Source organism: Streptomyces sp. NPDC017529, assembly GCF_044329785.1.
Classification (GTDB): domain Bacteria; phylum Actinomycetota; class Actinomycetes; order Streptomycetales; family Streptomycetaceae; genus Streptomyces.
In genome coordinates this window covers 512210-528530 of the sequence record NZ_JBIRJY010000004.1, presented here as the reverse complement: position 1 = coordinate 528530, position 16321 = coordinate 512210, and the positions used below count along the sequence as shown (strand labels likewise).

Below are 16321 nucleotides of genomic sequence, written 5' to 3'. Positions count from 1 at the left end.
ACAGCCCGGCTCTGCGCGTCGCGACGAGCGTTCCGGCCCCACCCAAGATCCGGGCCACGACCATTCCACCGGCATCGCGCAGCGGCCCGGCAACGCACACCCGGCCACTCGAATGAGTGAACATCAATCGGAAGTTGACCATCAACTTCCGATCTTGGCCGCCGCGGCGTGCAACCCTCCGCAACCCCCGGACGGGTTTGGAGAACCGTACGGAGTCCTGGAAAGATGCGCGCCCGCATCCGGCCCGACCGCGATTTCAAGCCCCTGTTACGGCTCTGACCTGCTGCTACGCACCCAGGCCCGGCGAACGGCGCACACCGCGGGAAACCGGACCCGCTGCGGCAGACTGGCCCGCATGCGCATCGAACTGGCCACCGAGCCGGGAGACCCCCAACACCCGAACGAGGACTACGCGTCCGTCGCTCTTCCCGCCTCCGGCCAGGGCGGAGCCCTGGTCCTGCTGGACGGTGTGACCCCACCGCCCGACGACGTCGGCTGCGCGCACGGAGTGCCGTGGTTCACCGCCCGGCTGGGCGGCGCATTGCTCGAACTGTCCGGTTCATACCGCGATATGACGCTCCCTGAGACACTTTCGGCCGCCATCTCCCGGACGGCCGAAGTTCACCGTTCCACCTGTGACCTTTCTCACGCCCGTACGCCCCAGGCAACCGTGGTGGCCGCGCGGTGGTCGCCCGGCACCGTCGAGTACCTGGTCCTGTCCGATTCCGTCCTCCTCGTGGAGCACCCGGACGGCTCGGTGCGGCCGGTCCTGGACACCCGCCTGGACGAACTGCCGCCCGCCGTGCAGACCCTGCGCGACGCCGTACGGGCGCTGCCGCGCGGCTCCGCCGAACGCACGGCGGCGGGCCGCGAGTACGGGGCCGCGGTCGAGGCGCTGCGCAACGCCGAGGGCGGCTTCTTCACCGCCGCGACCGACCCGGCGGTGGCCGCCCGCGCGGTCACCGGCTCCTTCCCGCGCTCCGAAGTGCGGTCGCTGACCGCGCTCAGCGACGGGGCGTCGCGGTGGGTCGAGGTCTTCGGGGAAGGCTCCTGGGCCGACTGCCTCGCGGTGGTGCGCAAGGAGGGGCCGCAGGCCCTGGTCGACCGGGTGCGCGCGGCGGAGGCCGCGGACCCGGCGGGCACCCGGTTCCCGCGCGGCAAGTCCCGGGACGACGCGACGGTGGTCCTGGTCGAGCCGTAAGAGGGGCGGGGCGGGCCGGGGCGGCCGAAAACAGCCTTATACGTCCGGCTCCGCCCGGCCTAACTTTGACTGTGTGACCAGATGAGAAATCTGGTCACACAGTCAGAGGGGGGCACGTGGAAGCAGCGGAGCGTACGGAGCGGGGCGAACGCATCCTGGACGCCGCGTGCGAACTGCTGCTCGCCTGGGGCTACCGCCGCGTGACCACCGACGAGATCGCCCGCCGCGCGGACGTCGGCAAGGGCACCGTCTACCTGCACTGGAAAACCAAGGACGCGCTGCTGCTGGCCGTGGTCCTGCGCGCCAAGACGGCGCAGCACCGCAGGCAGTTGGAACGCATGCGGGCAGACAGCCGGGACATACTGCCCAGCCGCCTGCTGCGCGGAGCCCTCCTGGACTTCGTCGAGGACCCCGTACTGCGCGCCCTGTACCTCGACGACTCCGACATCATGGGGCGGCTGAACGACGTCGCCAAGAAAGAGATGGCGGAGCTGGTCGAGACCGGCAACCAGACGCTGCGCTCGCAGCTGGCCGACCTGCGCGCCCACGGCCTGGTGCGCGAGGACCTGAGCGTCGACCGGCAGATGTACACCTGCCTCGCGACGGCCGGCGGCTTCTTCCAGGCCGAGGTGCTCTTCCCCGAACGCGCGCCGGGCCGGCCCGAGGAACGGGCCGACCTCCTGTGCCACACGATCCGCACCGCGCTGGAAACCCACGCCGACCCCGACCCGCGGCTCACCGCCGTAGCCGCGCCCGGCATCATCGCGCGCTACGCGCGCCTGGAGGAACTGAGCCGACAGGAAACGCGGCGGCAACTACGCCAGTGATCCCCGGTCACACCCCTGATCGAGAGGAGAACGCACGATGACCACATCGTCCACCGAATCCGTCGCGGCCACCCCGCCGGGCGCACCCGCCTCCGACTCCGTCGCCCTGCCCGACACGCTGCCCACCTACGTCGGCCTGCACCCGGGCGAGCCGAACCTCATGGAACCGGAGCTGCTCGACAACCCGTACACCGGCTACGGCAAGCTGCGCGAACAGGCCCCGCTCGTCCGCGCCCGGTTCTTCGACGACACGCCCCTCTGGCTCGTCACCCGCCTGGACGTGGTGCGCGAGGTGATGCGCGACCCGCGGTTCGTCAACGACCCGAGCCGGGTGCCCGGCTACCAGGGCGAGGACCCGCGCGAACGGCTCGTCAAGCTGTTCGGCGTGCCCAGCCACCTGCGCGAGTACCTCGTGAAGTCGATCCTGACCAGCGACCCGCCGGACCACACCCGGCTGCGCCGCCTGGTCTCGCGCGCCTTCACCGCCCGCCGCATCCAGGACCTGCGGCCCCGCGTCGAACTCGTCACCGACGAGCTGCTGGACCGGCTGCCCGGCCACGCCGAGGACGGCGTCGTCGACCTCATCGAGCACTTCGCCTACCCGCTCCCGATCACCGTCATCTGCGAGCTGGTCGGCATCGACGAGGCGGACCGGGGGCTGTGGCGGGAGTTCGGCGCCGCCTTCGCCTCCCTGGACCCGAGCCGCGTCGGCGCCGCGGTGCCGGCCATGGTCGAGCACGTCCACGAGCTGATCGGACGACGCCGCGCGGCCCTGCGGGACGACCTGCTCAGCGCGCTCATCCGGGTGCAGGACGACGACGGCGACCGGCTGAGCGACACCGAGATGGTGACCCTGGTCCTGACGCTGGTGCTGGCCGGCCACGAGACCACCGCCCATCTCATCGGCAACGGCACGGTCGCCCTGCTCACCCACCCCGACCAGCGGCGCCTCCTCGACGAGGACCCGGCCCTGCTGCCGCGCGCGGTCCACGAGCTGATGCGTTGGTGCGGGCCGATCCAGGCCACCCAGCCGCGGTACGCCACCGAGGACGCCGAGGTGGCCGGCACGGAGGTCCGCCAGGGCGACATGCTGATGTTCAGCCTCGTCGCCGCCAACCACGACCCGCGCCACTACACCGACCCGGAGCGGCTCGACCTGACACGGCAGCCGGCGGGCCGGGCGGAGGACCACGTCGGCTTCGGGCACGGCATGCACTACTGCCTGGGGGCCTCGCTCGCCCGGCAGGAGGCGGAGGTCGCCTTCGGCAAGCTGCTCACGCGCTACCCGGACCTGGCGCTCGCCCTCTCCCCGGAGGAACTGGAGAAGCGGGAGCGCATGCGGCGGCCGGGCACCTGGCGGCTGCGCCGGCTCCCGCTGAGGCTGCACCCGGAGGCGTGACCGGCGGGGCGGAGCGCCGGCCGTCCGCGGAGGAGGCGGCCGTCCTCCGCCCGCCGGGCACCGGGCCGAGAGCCGGTGCGTACGGTCCCGCCGGGGCCCGCGCGCCGGTTCTCAGCCCTTCGCGCAGCTCTCCTCCGCGTCCTGCTCCGCGTTCAACCGGTGCAGCAGCCTGGCCAGTTCCGCGACCTCGCGGCGGTCCCAGGAGGCGAGCCTGCGGGCGTACTGGGCGCGGCGGCCGTTGCGTACGCGGCTGAACCGGTCGCGGCCCTCGTCGGTGAGGCGTACGAGGACGGCCCGGCCGTCGGCGGGGTCCGGCTCGCGGGCGATCAGGCCGAGGTCCTCCAGGGCGCGCAGCTGCCGGCTCATCGTCGCCTTGCCCACGCCGAAGTAGCCGGCGAGGTCGGTGGCGCGCTGCCGGCCCGCGTCGGCGAGGCGTACGAGCAGGCCGTACGCCGCCGACTCCAGCTCCGGGTGGATGTCCCGCGCCAGCTCGCCGGAGGTGGCGCGGGCGCGGCGCAGGAAGACCGCCAACTCGCGTTCCAGGGACAGGAACACCTGGTCCACGCCACTGGGCTCGTCGCCCCCCGCCCTTTTGTCGGCTCTGGTGTCGTGCACGTCAGCGCCCTCTCCCGCTTTCCGGACCGTGAAAGTTTCTTCCGGCGGCGGCCGAAGCCGCAGCGTGTCCAGTATTTCGCAGGAGTAGACCAACGGAACCCCGGCTCCCCTCTTTGCGGCCCGCATCTACGCGCGTACCGTCGGTTGACGTTCCTGACATGGCCACACCAAGCCGTCGCCGGTACGGTCAGTTCACCGAGATCCTCGGAGGCACGTATGCCCGTGCACAGATCCGGCCCCTCCTGCCGCCGCCCCCGCTCGTACGCGGCCCTGGTCGGCGTGTTCCTCGCCGTCGCCGCCCTCCTCCTCACCCTGCCCGGCACCGCCGGCGCCGCCCCGCACGGACCGGCCCCCGAGCCCACCCACCCCGGCCTGGACTGGGCCGGCTCCCAGGTCGCCAAGCACGAGGGCGACGCGCCGGGCGAGGCACCGCCGCCGTCCCTCGCCTCCGTCGAAGGCGTCGACGTCAGCAGCCACAACGGCAACGTCCCCTGGCAGACGCTCTGGAACGGCGGGGTCCGCTTCGCCTACGTCAAAGCCACCGAGTCCACCAGCTACACCAACCCCTACTTCGCCCAGCAGTACAACGGCTCCTACAACGTCGGCATGATCCGCGGCGCGTACCACTTCGCCACTCCGGACACCTCCAGCGGCGCGGCCCAGGCCGACTACTTCGCGGACCACGGCGGCGGCTGGTCCAAGGACGGCCGGACCCTGCCCGGCGCGCTCGACATGGAATACAACCCGTACGGCTCGACCTGCTACGGCAAGACCGCGGCCGGACTGGTCGCCTGGATGAAGGACTTCTTCGCCACCTACAAGGCGCGCACCGGCCGGGACGCCGTCATCTACACCTCCACCGGCTGGTGGAAGCAGTGCACCGGCAACTACGCCGGCTTCGGCGCCGTCAACCCCCTGTGGATACCCCGCTACGGTTCGTCGGTGGGCGAACTCCCGGCCGGCTGGGGCTTCCACACCATCTGGCAGTACACGTCGTCGGGCACCACGGTCGGCGACCGGAACCGGTTCAACGGGACGTACGACCGGTTGCAGGCGCTGGCGAACGGGTGAGGGGCGCGGGCCCCGGCGCGGCCCGCCCTCGTCCGGGGCCAGTATCCGGCCGCACTCTCAGTCCTGTGGTTCCCTCGGGAAGCCGTCGGTCGCCAGGATCATCCCGAGCGGGGTGTCGGTGAGGTCGATCGGCGTTCCGAAGTCGAGCGTGCGGTACGCGCGGTATTCGTCGTCCTTCGGCATCGTGTGGAGGTGGCACAGCCCCGTGTACGGATCCGCGATCAAGTACACGGGGATGCCACCGGCGGCATAGGCGGCCTTCTTCGGGCCGTAGTCGTTCACGGCGGTCCCTCGCGAGATGACTTCGAGGACGAATTCCACATCCTGGTACCGCCAGCGCCCCTTGGCGTCCGGTTCGGCACCGTCCGCGATCTTGTACAGGTCCGGAGCGAAGCCGTTGCAGTAGCCAGGAAGGTCCAGACGGACGTCCGTGTCGATTCCCGCCTCATCACCGAAGCGGTCTTCCAACTGCCGCAGCACCCGCCTGATGATCGTCCAGTGCACACGACGCTGTGGTGACATATGGATGGCCCCCCCGACGATCTCCGCTTTGTAGCCCTCGGGGACGATGTCGCACAGAAGCTCGAACAAGGTGTCCAGGTTCTGCTGGTCGCTGTCGGCCATCTCGGTCCTGTCGGTCGCTGCGATGGTCACCGTGCCGCTCCTCCCCGCTGCCGCTGTGCCGCGGGCAGTCGCGCGGTACAACGATACGTACGGCGTTCGAGACACGCGCGGCCCGGAGCCCCGTGTCAGGGGCTCCGGGCCGCTGTGGCCGGCCGCGTCCGTCACGCCGCGACCGGGACCTCCGGGGCGGCCGGGGCCGAGGCCGGGGTCAGGGCCAGGTCGAGGACCTGGCGGACGTCGGAGACCGGGTGGACGTCCAGCTTCTCCAGGATCTCGGCGGGCACGTCGTCCAGGTCCGGCTCGTTGCGCTTGGGGATGACCACGGTCGTGATGCCCGCCCGGTGCGCCGCGAGCAGCTTCTGCTTGACGCCGCCGATCGGCAGCACCCGCCCGGTCAGCGAGACCTCGCCGGTCATCGCCACGTCCGGGCGCACCTGCCGGCCGGAGAGCAGCGAGGCCAGCGCCGTCGTCATCGTCACGCCCGCGCTCGGGCCGTCCTTCGGGACCGCGCCCGCCGGTACGTGCAGGTGGACGCCGCGCTCCTTCAGGTCGCCGACGGGCAGCTCCAGTTCGGCGCCGTGCGAGCGCAGGAAGGACAGCGCGATGTGCGCGGACTCCTTCATCACGTCGCCCAGCTGGCCGGTGAGCTGGAGCCCGGACGCGCCGGTCTCCGGGTCGGCGAGCGAGGCTTCCACGTACAGCACGTCGCCGCCCGCTCCGGTGACCGCGAGGCCGGTGACCACGCCGGGGACGGACGTCCGCCGCTCGGCCGGGTCCTGCGCCGACTCGGGGGTGTGGTGCGGACGCCCGATCAGCGGGCGCAGTTCCTCCACGCCCACCGTGAACGGCAGGTCGCGCTCGCCCAGTTCGCTCTGGGCCGCGGTCTTGCGCAGCAGGCGCCCGACGGCCCGCTCCAGGTTCCGTACGCCCGCCTCGCGGGTGTACTCGCCGGCCAGCTTGTGCAGCGCCTCGTCGGTGAGCATGACCTCGCCGGGCTCCAGGCCGGCCCGCTCCACCTGGCGCGGCAGCAGGTGGTCGCGGGCGATGACGACCTTCTCGTCCTGGGTGTAGCCGTCCAGCCGGACCAGTTCCATGCGGTCGAGCAGCGGCTCCGGTATGGCCTCCAGGACGTTGGCGGTGGCCAGGAAGACCACGTCGCTCAGGTCCAGCTCGACCTCCAGGTAGTGGTCGCGGAAGGTGTGGTTCTGCGCCGGGTCGAGGACTTCGAGGAGGGCGGCAGCCGGGTCGCCGCGGAAGTCCGAGCCGACCTTGTCGATCTCGTCGAGGAGGACGACCGGGTTCATCGAGCCGGCCTCCTTGACGGCGCGCACGATGCGGCCGGGCAGCGCGCCGACGTACGTACGCCGGTGGCCGCGGATCTCCGCCTCGTCCCGCACGCCGCCGAGCGCGACCCGGACGAACTTGCGCCCCATGGCACGGGCCACGGACTCGCCCAGCGAGGTCTTGCCGACGCCGGGCGGCCCGACCAGCGCCAGGACGGCGCCCCCGCGGCGGCCGCCGACCGATCCCAGGCCGCGGTCCGCGCGCCGCTTGCGCACGGCCAGGTACTCGGTGATGCGCTCCTTGACGTCCTCCAGACCGGCGTGGTCGGCGTCCAGGATCTCCTTGGCGCCGGGGATGTCGTACGCGTCCTCCGTGCGCTCGTTCCACGGCAGCTCCAGCACCGTGTCGAGCCAGGTCCTGATCCAGCTGCCCTCGGGGCTCTGGTCGCTGGCGCGCTCCAGCTTGTCGACCTCCTTGAGGGCCGCCTTGCGGACCTCCTCGGGCAGCCGGGCGGCCTCGACGCGGGCGCGGTAGTCCTCGCCCTCGTCCTCCGGGTCGCCGTTCAGCTCGGCCAGCTCCTTGCGGACGGCCTCCAGCTGGCGGCGCAGCAGGAACTCGCGCTGCTGCTTGTCGACGCCTTCCTGGACGTCCTTGGCGATGGACTCCGCCACGTTCTGCTCGGCGAGGTGGTCCCGCAGCGCCTCGGTGGCCAGCTTGAGCCGCGCCACCGGGTCGGTGGTCTCCAGCAGCTGCACCTTCTGCTCGGTGCTCAGGAACGGCGAGTAGCCCGAGTTGTCCGCGAGCTGTGCGACGTCCTCGATCTGCTGCACCCGGTCCACGACCTGCCAGGCACCGCGCTTCTTGAGCCAGTCGGTGGTCAGGGCCTTGTACTCCTTGACCAGCTCGGCGACGGCGCCGGGCAGCGGGTCGGGCAGCGTCTCCTCGACGGTGGTGCCCTCCACCCACAGGGCGGCGCCGGGGCCGGTCGTCCCGGCGCCGATCCGCACCCGGCCGAGTCCGCGGATGAGCGCGCTGGGGTCGCCGTCGGACAGCCGCCCGACCTGCTCGACGCGGCCGAGCACACCGATGGCCGCGTACGCGCCGTCGACCCGCGGCACAAGAAGCACCCGCGGCTTGTTACCCGGTGAGGCGGCGGACTGCGCGGCTTCCACGGCGGCGCGCACGTCCGCTTCGGAAAGGTCCAGGGGCACCACCATGCCGGGCAGGACCACCTCGTCGTCGAGGGGCAGCACGGGCAGAGTGAGCGAGGCGGACGTCGGAGCCATGATCTCCCCTTCGGCAGGCAAGTTGAGCAACACCCACTCAATGCTTGTGAGCCCCGGGATGTTCCCTCACGCGTGTTCGCTGTGAGCGATCAGCTTCGGCGGCGCCGCAGGAGGGGCCAGGCGAGCACCCCGAGGACCAGGGCCAGGAGGTGGCCGGAGTCGCTGACCGGGTCCGCGGAGATCAGCAGGTTGTCGACGGCGAACCAGCCCACGCCCGCCAGGAGGGGCCACCGGGCCCAGGCGGGCAGCAGGCCCGCCAGCGCGCCGGTGCAGGCCATCACGCCGAAGCTGATGCCGTAGTCGAGGCGCTGGAGGGAATCGGCAGGGAGGTGCCCGAGGGCGACCGCGGCGCCCACGGGGATTTCGGTGGCGAGGGTGGCGACCGCGTGGCCGCCGAAGAAGACCGCGGCCGTCCGCAGGGGGCCGGCGCGGCGTTCCAGCGCCGTCAGGACGAAGAGGAAGGCGATGGCGTACGCGGAGGTCATACCGCCGGCGATCCACAGGGCGCTGGCGACGAGCACCAGCAGGGGTGCTTGCGCCAGGTGCTCGACGTCCGTGCTGGATGCCTGGAGCAGGGCGTGGACCAGGTCGGGGTCGGCGTGCTCGGCGAAGAGCGAGGTGACGACGAGGAGGAGGGTGTAGCCGAAGGTGAAGGGGGTGCCGAGGGGGGTGGGCAGCAGGCGCCAGGGCCGCGGCAGGGTTCGTATGGATACGGGGGTCGGTGCGGATGCCGTTGTCCGTACGGGCTCGGAGTCCGGCAGCGGGGCCGGGGGCGCGGCGGCCGGAGCGGACTCTCCGGGCTCCGCGGCGCTCCGCTGCCTGGGAACCCCTTCGAGGGACGTCGTCTCCTGGGCACACGCCCTGTCGGGGGACGTCGCTCCTTCGGCGGCCGTCCGCTCGGAGGTGGTGTCTGCCGTCGCAACCCGGCTCACTGGTTCCAGGCCCCTTCCGTCGTGGCGCCGGGTGGCGCCGCCGGCGGGCCACGTCCGTACCCCCTCGGCCGTGCGCACCGCGTGGTCGATCCCCGTCCACTGGATCTACGTCCGGGACAGCCTGCATGTTCAACCCATGAGCGAGCTGTGCCGGTGACGTACGTCACCGGCGCGTCCGGGCGGCCAGCGTTATCGGCTGGACCCGGCCTTCCGGCATTCGCCAGGATGGACGCCATGTCTCACCCCGCGCACGCCGTGCCTCACCCCGTGCACGTACCCGGAGCACCCGTCCCCGCAGGCGCCCCGCCGGAGGGCCCGCTGACCCTCGACCGGCGCGAGGGCCCGTACGGCGAGGTGGTGCTGCGGCAGCGCGGGGAGCACTTCGAGATCATCGCCAACGGGTGCTTCCTGATGGACACCTCCGACGGGCGCTCCGAACAGCTGCTGGTGGACGCGGCGCTGGCGGAGCTGGACGGCGGGCGCCCGGCGCCCGAGGTGCTGATCGGCGGGCTGGGCGTCGGATTCTCCCTGGCCAGGGCCGCGCAGGAGGAGCGGTGGGGGCGGATCACCGTGGTGGAGAGGGAGACCGCGGTCGTCGACTGGCACCGGGCGGGGCCGCTGTCCGCCGTGTCCGGGGCGGCGCTCGCCGACCCCCGTACCGACGTCGTCGCCGCCGACCTGGTCGCGTACGTACGCGAGGGCGCCGGCGGGCGGGCCTTCGACGCGCTGTGCCTGGACATCGACAACGGCCCGGAGTGGACCGTCACCGAGGACAACGGGGGCCTCTACTCCCCCGCCGGCCTCGCCGCCTGCAAGGACGTTCTGAGGCCCGGCGGCGTGCTCGCCGTGTGGTCGGCGCAGCCGTCCGCCGCGTTCGAAACCGCGCTGCGAAATGCCGGGTTCACCGGCGTACGTACCGAAGAGATCCCCGTTGTCCGAGGCGTCCCCGACGTGGTGCACCTCGCGCGCAAGGGCGCGTAGCCGACGGTCACACCCTGCCCTTACGCTGCTGCCCAGCAGGATGCGACCACGCACACGGGGACACGCAGGGGCGGGCGATGGATCAGACTCAGACCACCCAGGGCGGCACCGCCGCGGCCACGCCCGGCGCCCAGCGCCGGGTCCTCGTCGTGGAGGACGACCCCACGATCGTGGACGCCATCGCGGCCCGGCTGCGCGCCGAGGGTTTCCAGGTGCAGACCGCGACCGACGGCCCCGCCGCGGTGGACACCGCCGAGGCGTGGCAGCCGGACCTGCTGGTCCTGGACGTGATGCTGCCGGGCTTCGACGGGCTGGAGGTGTGCCGCCGGGTGCAGGCCCGGCGCCCGGTCCCGGTCATGATGCTCACCGCGCGGGACGACGAGACGGACATGCTGGTCGGGCTGGGCGTCGGCGCGGACGACTACATGACCAAACCGTTCTCCATGCGGGAGCTGGCCGCGCGGGTGCACGTCCTGCTGCGCCGGGTGGAGCGGGCGGCGCTGGCCGCCCACACGCCGCGCAGCGGCATCCTGCGCCTCGGCGAGCTGGAGATCGACCACGCGCAGCGCCGGGTGCGGGTGCGCGGCACCGACGTACACCTGACGCCGACCGAGTTCGACCTGCTGGTGTGCCTGGCGAACACGCCGCGCGCGGTGCTCTCCCGCGAGCAGTTGCTGGCCGAGGTGTGGGACTGGGCGGACGCGTCCGGCACCCGTACGGTCGACAGCCACATCAAGGCGCTGCGCCGCAAGATCGGCGCGGAGCGCATCCGTACGGTCCACGGCGTCGGGTACGCGCTGGAGACCCCGCCGGCATGACGGCTCCCGCCCGCCGCGGGCCGGCCGCGCGCAAGGACCGGGAGCGGGGCGCCGACCGGGCGCGGGAGCGCGCGTGGGACGGGCTCGGCGGCTTGCGGGAACGGTTCTGGAAACCGGCGTGGCAGCGGGTCTGGGAGGGGCTGCGCCCGCTGGACCCGTACCGCTCGGTCAAGGCGGCGCTCGGCGCGCTGGTGATCGTCTCGGTCGTCATCACGACTCTGCTGGTGTTCGTCGCCATCCACTCCGACACCGAACTGCGGGTCATCACGGTCTTCTCGATCATCGCCTCGCTGCTGGTCACCCAGTTCGTCGCGCAGGGCCTGACCGCTCCGCTGGACGACATGACGGACGTGACGCGGGCGATGGCGGACGGCGACTACACCCGCCGGGTGCGCGGCGGCCGGCGCGACGAGTTCGGCGACCTGGCCGACGCCTTCAACCGGATGGCCGCCGACCTGGAGGCGGTGGACACCCACCGCAAGGAACTGGTGGCCAACGTCTCGCACGAGCTGCGCACCCCGATAGCGGCCCTGCGCGCCGTCCTGGAGAACGTGGTGGACGGCGTCTGCGACCCCGACCCGGAGACGATGCGCACGGCACTGAAGCAGACCGAGCGGCTGGGGCGGCTGGTCGAGCACCTGCTCGACCTGTCCCGGCTGGACAACGGGGTGGTCCCGCTGCACTCCCGGCGCTTCGAGGTGTGGCCGTACCTGTCCGGGGTGCTCAAGGAGGCCAACATGAGCCGGGGCGCCTCCACGCTGTCGGGGCTCGCCGGCTCCGGCACCCACACCCGTACGGACGTGCACCTGCACCTGGACGTCTCGCCGCCCGAACTGACGGCGCACGCGGACGCCGAGCGGCTCCACCAGGTCGTGGCCAACCTGATCGACAACGCCATCAAGCACAGCCCGCGGCACGGCCGGGTCACGGTGCGGGCGCGGCGCGGCGAGACGCCCGAGAGCCTGGAGCTGGAGGTGCAGGACGAGGGCCCGGGCATTCCGGCGGCCGAGCGGCACCGCGTCTTCGAGCGCTTCAACCGGGGCGATCCGGCGGCGTCCGGGCCGGGCAGCGACGGCGGTACGGGCCTGGGCCTGGCGATCGCCCGCTGGGCGGTGGATCTGCACGGAGGGCGTATAGGAGTGGCCGAGTCCCCGCGCGGCTGCCGCATCCGGGTCACTCTTCCGGGGAGCGACTCCACGCGGGGCTGACGCCGGGTGACGTAGGGTCGGTGGCGGAAGCACTCAATTCCGGGGTGCGACGGTGATACCCCCTACCCGGATGCGGGCGAACCATGGGTGTTTCCCGTCAAGTCATGCCCCGAAACCTCTTGCTGAATGTGACGTGCACGACGACTGACCCTCCCGGACTGCACCAAAGGTCGGGAGAGGCGTAGCCTTTATTCCCGCTGTCCACCACCTTAGGAAGCGGAAGAGGGCGGTTGCCGCCGTGTCGCCACAGTCCCCCAACAGTTCGAGCACTTCGACTGACCAAGAGGGGCAGGGTAAGAACCCTGCTGCCGCGTTCGGTCCGAACGAGTGGCTCGTCGACGAGATCTACCAGCAGTACCTCCAGGACCCGAACTCGGTAGACCGAGCCTGGTGGGACTTCTTCGCCGACTACAAGCCGGGAGCGGGCGCCACCGCGCCGACCCCGGCGAGTGCCGGCAGCCCCGCCACCCCGGCCGCCGCAACGCCACCGGCCGCACCGAGCGCGCCCGCGGCCCCCGCCGCGCAGCAGCCCGCGCCGAAGGCCGCCGAGCCCGCCGCGGCGCAGCCCGCCGCCCCGGCCAAGCCCGCAGCGAGCGCCCCGGCGCCCGCCAAGGCCGCTCCAGTGAAGACCGCACCCGCACAGCCCGCAGCCAAGAAGGACGACGTGAAGCCCGACGAGGCGCCCGCAGGCCCGGAACTGGTCACCCTCCGTGGCCCCTCCGCCGCCGTGGCGAAGAACATGAACGCCTCCCTGGAGCTGCCCACGGCCACGTCCGTGCGCGCCGTCCCGGTGAAGCTGCTCTTCGACAACCGCATCGTCATCAACAACCACCTCAAGCGCGCCCGTGGCGGGAAGGTCTCCTTCACCCACCTCATCGGGTACGCGATGGTGCAGGCCCTCAAGGCCATGCCGTCGATGAACTACTCCTTCCAGGAGAAGGACGGCAAGCCGACGCTGGTCAAGCCCGAGCACGTCAACCTCGGTCTGGCCATCGACCTGGTCAAGCCCAACGGTGACCGCCAGCTCGTCGTCGCCGCCATCAAGAAGGCGGAGACGCTCAGCTTCTTCGAGTTCTGGCAGGCGTACGAGGACATCGTCCGCCGCGCCCGCAACAACAAGCTGACGATGGACGACTTCACCGGGGTCACCGCGTCGCTGACGAACCCGGGCGGCATCGGCACCGTCCACTCCGTGCCCCGCCTGATGCCCGGTCAGGGCCTCATCATCGGCGTCGGCGCGATGGACTACCCGGCCGAGTTCCAGGGCACCTCGCAGGACACCCTGAACAAGCTGGGCATCGCCAAGGTCATGACGCTGACCAGCACGTACGACCACCGCGTGATCCAGGGCGCCGCCTCCGGCGAGTTCCTGCGCATCATGAACCAACTGCTGCTCGGCGAGAACGACTTCTTCGACGACATCTTCAAGTCGCTGCGCATCCCCTACGAGCCGGTGCGCTGGCTGCGCGACATCGACGTCAGCCACGACGACGACGTCACCAAGGCGGCCCGGGTCTTCGACCTGATCCACGCCTACCGGGTGCGCGGCCACGTCATGGCCGACACCGACCCGCTGGAGTACGAGCAGCGCAAGCACCCCGACCTCGACATCATCGAGCACGGGCTGACGCTGTGGGACCTGGAGCGGGAGTTCGCCGTCGGCGGCTTCGCCGGCAAGACCATGATGAAGCTGCGCGACATCCTGGGCGTGCTGCGCGACTCGTACTGCCGCACCACCGGCATCGAGTTCATGCACATCCAGGACCCCAAGCAGCGCAAGTGGATCCAGGACCGGGTCGAGCGCGGGCACTCCAAGCCGGAGCGCGAGGAGCAGCTGCGCATCCTGCGCCGCCTGAACTCCGCCGAGGCGTTCGAGACGTTCCTCCAGACGAAGTACGTCGGCCAGAAGCGCTTCTCCCTGGAGGGCGGCGAGTCCGTCATCCCGCTGCTGGACGCGGTCATCGACTCGGCCGCCGAGTCGCGCCTGGACGAGGTCGTCATCGGCATGGCCCACCGCGGCCGCCTGAACGTGCTCGCCAACATCGTCGGCAAGTCGTACGCGCAGATCTTCCGCGAGTTCGAGGGCAACCTCGACCCGAAGTCGATGCACGGCTCCGGCGACGTGAAGTACCACCTGGGCGCCGAGGGCACCTTCACCGGCCTGGACGGCGAGCAGATCAAGGTCTCGCTGGCCGCCAACCCCTCGCACCTCGAAGCGGTCGACCCGATCGTCGAGGGCATCTCCCGCGCCAAGCAGGACATCATCGGCAAGGGCGGCACGGACTTCACCGTCCTGCCGGTCCAGCTGCACGGCGACGCGGCCTTCGCGGGCCAGGGTGTGGTCGCCGAGACGCTGAACATGTCGCAGCTGCGCGGCTACCGCACCGGCGGCACCGTGCACATCGTCATCAACAACCAGGTCGGCTTCACCGCCGCGCCGGAGTCGGCCCGCTCCTCCATGTACGCCACGGACGTGGCCCGCATGATCGAGGCGCCGATCTTCCACGTGAACGGTGACGACCCGGAGGCCGTGGTGCGGGTCGCGCGCCTCGCCTTCGAGTTCCGCCAGGCGTTCAACAAGGACGTCGTCATCGACCTGATCTGCTACCGGCGCCGCGGTCACAACGAGACCGACAACCCGGGCTTCACGCAGCCGCTGATGTACGACCTGATCGACAAGAAGCGCTCGGTGCGCAAGCTCTACACCGAGTCGCTGATCGGCCGGGGCGACATCACGCTGGAGGAGGCCGAGCAGGCCCTCCAGGACTTCCAGGGCCAGCTGGAGAAGGTCTTCACGGAGGTCCGCGAGGCCACCACCGCCCCGGCCGCCCCCGAGGTGCCGGAGCCGCAGGCCGAGTTCCCGGTCGCCGTGGACACCGCGATCTCCCAGGAGGTCGTCAAGCGGATCGCCGAGTCCCAGGTCAACATCCCCGAGCGGGTCACCGTCCACCCGCGCCTGCTGCCGCAGCTGCAGCGCCGCGCGGCCCAGGTGGAGGACGACACGATCGACTGGGGCACGGGCGAGACCCTCGCCTTCGGCTCGCTGCTGATGGAGGGCACCCCGGTCCGCCTGTCGGGCCAGGACTCCCGCCGCGGCACCTTCGGCCAGCGCCACGCGGTGCTGGTGGACCGGGAGACCGGCGAGGACTACACCCCGCTGCTCTACCTGTCCGAGGACCAGGCGCGCTTCAACGTCTACGACTCGCTGCTGAGCGAGTACGCGGCGATGGGCTTCGAGTACGGCTACTCGCTGGCCCGCCCCGAGGCGCTGGTCCTGTGGGAGGCGCAGTTCGGTGACTTCGCCAACGGCGCGCAGACCGTCGTCGACGAGTTCATCTCCTCGGCGGAGCAGAAGTGGGGCCAGACCTCCGGCGTCACCCTGCTGCTGCCGCACGGCTACGAGGGCCAGGGCCCGGACCACTCCTCGGCCCGCATCGAGCGCTTCCTCCAGCTGTGCGCGCAGAACAACATGACCGTCGCCATGCCGACGCTCCCGTCGAACTACTTCCACCTGCTGCGCTGGCAGGTGCACAACCCGCACCACAAGCCGCTGGTCGTCTTCACCCCGAAGTCGATGCTGCGTCTGAAGGCGGCGGCGTCGAAGACGGCGGAGTTCACCACGGGCGGCTTCCGGCCGGTCATCGCGGACGACGCGGCGAAGGCCGAGGACGTCACCAAGGTGATCTTCTGCTCCGGCAAGGTGTACTACGACCTGGAGGCGGAGCGGGTCAAGCGCGGCGCGTTCGACACGGCGCTGGTCCGTATCGAGCGGCTGTACCCGCTGCCCGGCAAGGAGCTCCAGGCGGAGATCGCCAAGTACCCGAACGCGGGCAAGTACCTGTGGGTGCAGGAGGAGCCGGCGAACCAGGGTGCGTGGCCGTTCCTGGGTCTGAACCTGATCGACCACCTGGACCTGTCCGTCGGTGCCGACGTGCCGCACGGCGAGCGCCTGCGCCGCATCTCGCGGCCGCACTCCTCGTCGCCGGCCGTGGGTTCCGCCAAGCGCCACCAGGCCGAGCAGGCCGCGCTGATCGCCGAGGCGTTCGACGCGTAGCCCGCACCCCACCGGTGTGAC

Annotated in this window: 12 protein-coding genes; 8 read left to right on the top strand and 4 right to left on the bottom strand. The window is 71.6% G+C overall.

Annotated features, from left to right (window positions below; genetic code table 11):
* Positions 1-355 precede the first annotated feature (355 nt).
* The 3 genes from ACH4K4_RS13095 to ACH4K4_RS13085 all read left to right on the top strand — a co-directional run bounded on the left by ACH4K4_RS13095 (position 356) and on the right by ACH4K4_RS13085 (position 3427).
* Entirely contained in the window at positions 356-1201 is an 846-nt protein-coding gene (locus ACH4K4_RS13095) for a protein phosphatase 2C domain-containing protein (protein ID WP_398166981.1), read from the top strand.
* Between the two features lie 116 nt (positions 1202-1317).
* Positions 1318-2028 carry a TetR/AcrR family transcriptional regulator gene (locus ACH4K4_RS13090; protein WP_398166979.1) on the top strand — a complete coding sequence of 237 codons (711 nt, stop codon included), beginning with the start codon at positions 1318-1320 and terminating at the stop codon, positions 2026-2028.
* A gap of 37 nt (positions 2029-2065) precedes the next feature.
* The gene (locus ACH4K4_RS13085; RefSeq protein ID WP_398166977.1) at positions 2066-3427 is read left to right on the top strand and encodes a cytochrome P450; all 1362 of its coding nucleotides are present in this window, start codon (positions 2066-2068) and stop codon (positions 3425-3427) included.
* Between the two features lie 111 nt (positions 3428-3538).
* Here ACH4K4_RS13085 and ACH4K4_RS13080 read toward each other — a convergent pair whose 3' ends face one another.
* Entirely contained in the window at positions 3539-4042 is a 504-nt protein-coding gene (locus ACH4K4_RS13080) for a MarR family winged helix-turn-helix transcriptional regulator (RefSeq protein WP_398166976.1), read from the bottom strand.
* 216 nt (positions 4043-4258) lie between these two features.
* Here ACH4K4_RS13080 and ACH4K4_RS13075 point away from each other — a divergent pair, with 216 nt between their 5' ends.
* Positions 4259-5113, top strand: coding sequence for a lysozyme (locus ACH4K4_RS13075; RefSeq protein ID WP_398166974.1), 855 nt, complete (start codon positions 4259-4261; stop codon positions 5111-5113).
* Between the two features lie 57 nt (positions 5114-5170).
* Here the strand turns inward: ACH4K4_RS13075 and ACH4K4_RS13070 are convergent, their stop codons facing one another.
* The 3 genes from ACH4K4_RS13070 to ACH4K4_RS13060 form a co-directional block, all read right to left on the bottom strand.
* Positions 5171-5767, bottom strand: coding sequence for a Uma2 family endonuclease (locus ACH4K4_RS13070; protein WP_398166973.1), 597 nt, complete (start codon positions 5765-5767; stop codon positions 5171-5173).
* 131 nt (positions 5768-5898) lie between these two features.
* Positions 5899-8307, bottom strand: a complete 2409-nt coding sequence (gene lon / locus ACH4K4_RS13065) for an endopeptidase La (RefSeq protein WP_398166971.1) — start codon at positions 8305-8307, stop codon at positions 5899-5901.
* 89 nt (positions 8308-8396) lie between these two features.
* On the bottom strand, positions 8397-9239 hold the full coding sequence (locus ACH4K4_RS13060; RefSeq protein ID WP_398166969.1) for a rhomboid-like protein: 843 nt from the start codon (positions 9237-9239) through the stop codon (positions 8397-8399).
* Positions 9240-9473: 234 nt separating this feature from the next.
* Between ACH4K4_RS13060 and ACH4K4_RS13055 the strand changes: the two genes are divergently transcribed.
* From ACH4K4_RS13055 to ACH4K4_RS13040, 4 genes are all read left to right on the top strand, one after another.
* Positions 9474-10220, top strand: a complete 747-nt coding sequence (locus ACH4K4_RS13055) for a spermidine synthase (protein ID WP_398166967.1) — start codon at positions 9474-9476, stop codon at positions 10218-10220.
* A 77-nt stretch (positions 10221-10297) separates the two neighbouring features.
* Positions 10298-11038, top strand: a complete 741-nt coding sequence (locus ACH4K4_RS13050) for a response regulator transcription factor (protein WP_398166966.1) — start codon at positions 10298-10300, stop codon at positions 11036-11038.
* Positions 11035-12246: a sensor histidine kinase gene (locus ACH4K4_RS13045; RefSeq protein WP_398166964.1), complete on the top strand. Its 1212-nt coding sequence runs from the start codon at positions 11035-11037 to the stop codon at positions 12244-12246. The genes ACH4K4_RS13050 and ACH4K4_RS13045 overlap by 4 nt, the downstream gene beginning before the upstream one ends.
* A 238-nt stretch (positions 12247-12484) precedes the next feature.
* The gene (locus ACH4K4_RS13040) at positions 12485-16300 is read left to right on the top strand and encodes a multifunctional oxoglutarate decarboxylase/oxoglutarate dehydrogenase thiamine pyrophosphate-binding subunit/dihydrolipoyllysine-residue succinyltransferase subunit (protein ID WP_398166963.1); all 3816 of its coding nucleotides are present in this window, start codon (positions 12485-12487) and stop codon (positions 16298-16300) included.
* Positions 16301-16321 lie beyond the last annotated feature (21 nt).

What these genes read in the sequence shown, in the direction of transcription:
- ACH4K4_RS13095 (WP_398166981.1), top strand. Translation starts at nt 356, where the DNA reads ATGCGCATCGAACTGGCCACCGAGCCGGGAGACCCCCAACACCCGAAC.
- ACH4K4_RS13085 (WP_398166977.1), top strand. Translation starts at nt 2,066, where the DNA reads ATGACCACATCGTCCACCGAATCCGTCGCGGCCACCCCGCCGGGCGCA.
- ACH4K4_RS13075 (WP_398166974.1), top strand. Translation starts at nt 4,259, where the DNA reads ATGCCCGTGCACAGATCCGGCCCCTCCTGCCGCCGCCCCCGCTCGTAC.
- lon (WP_398166971.1), bottom strand. Translation starts at nt 8,307, where the DNA reads ATGGCTCCGACGTCCGCCTCGCTCACTCTGCCCGTGCTGCCCCTCGAC.
- ACH4K4_RS13055 (WP_398166967.1), top strand. Translation starts at nt 9,474, where the DNA reads ATGTCTCACCCCGCGCACGCCGTGCCTCACCCCGTGCACGTACCCGGA.
- ACH4K4_RS13050 (WP_398166966.1), top strand. Translation starts at nt 10,298, where the DNA reads ATGGATCAGACTCAGACCACCCAGGGCGGCACCGCCGCGGCCACGCCC.
- ACH4K4_RS13045 (WP_398166964.1), top strand. Translation starts at nt 11,035, where the DNA reads ATGACGGCTCCCGCCCGCCGCGGGCCGGCCGCGCGCAAGGACCGGGAG.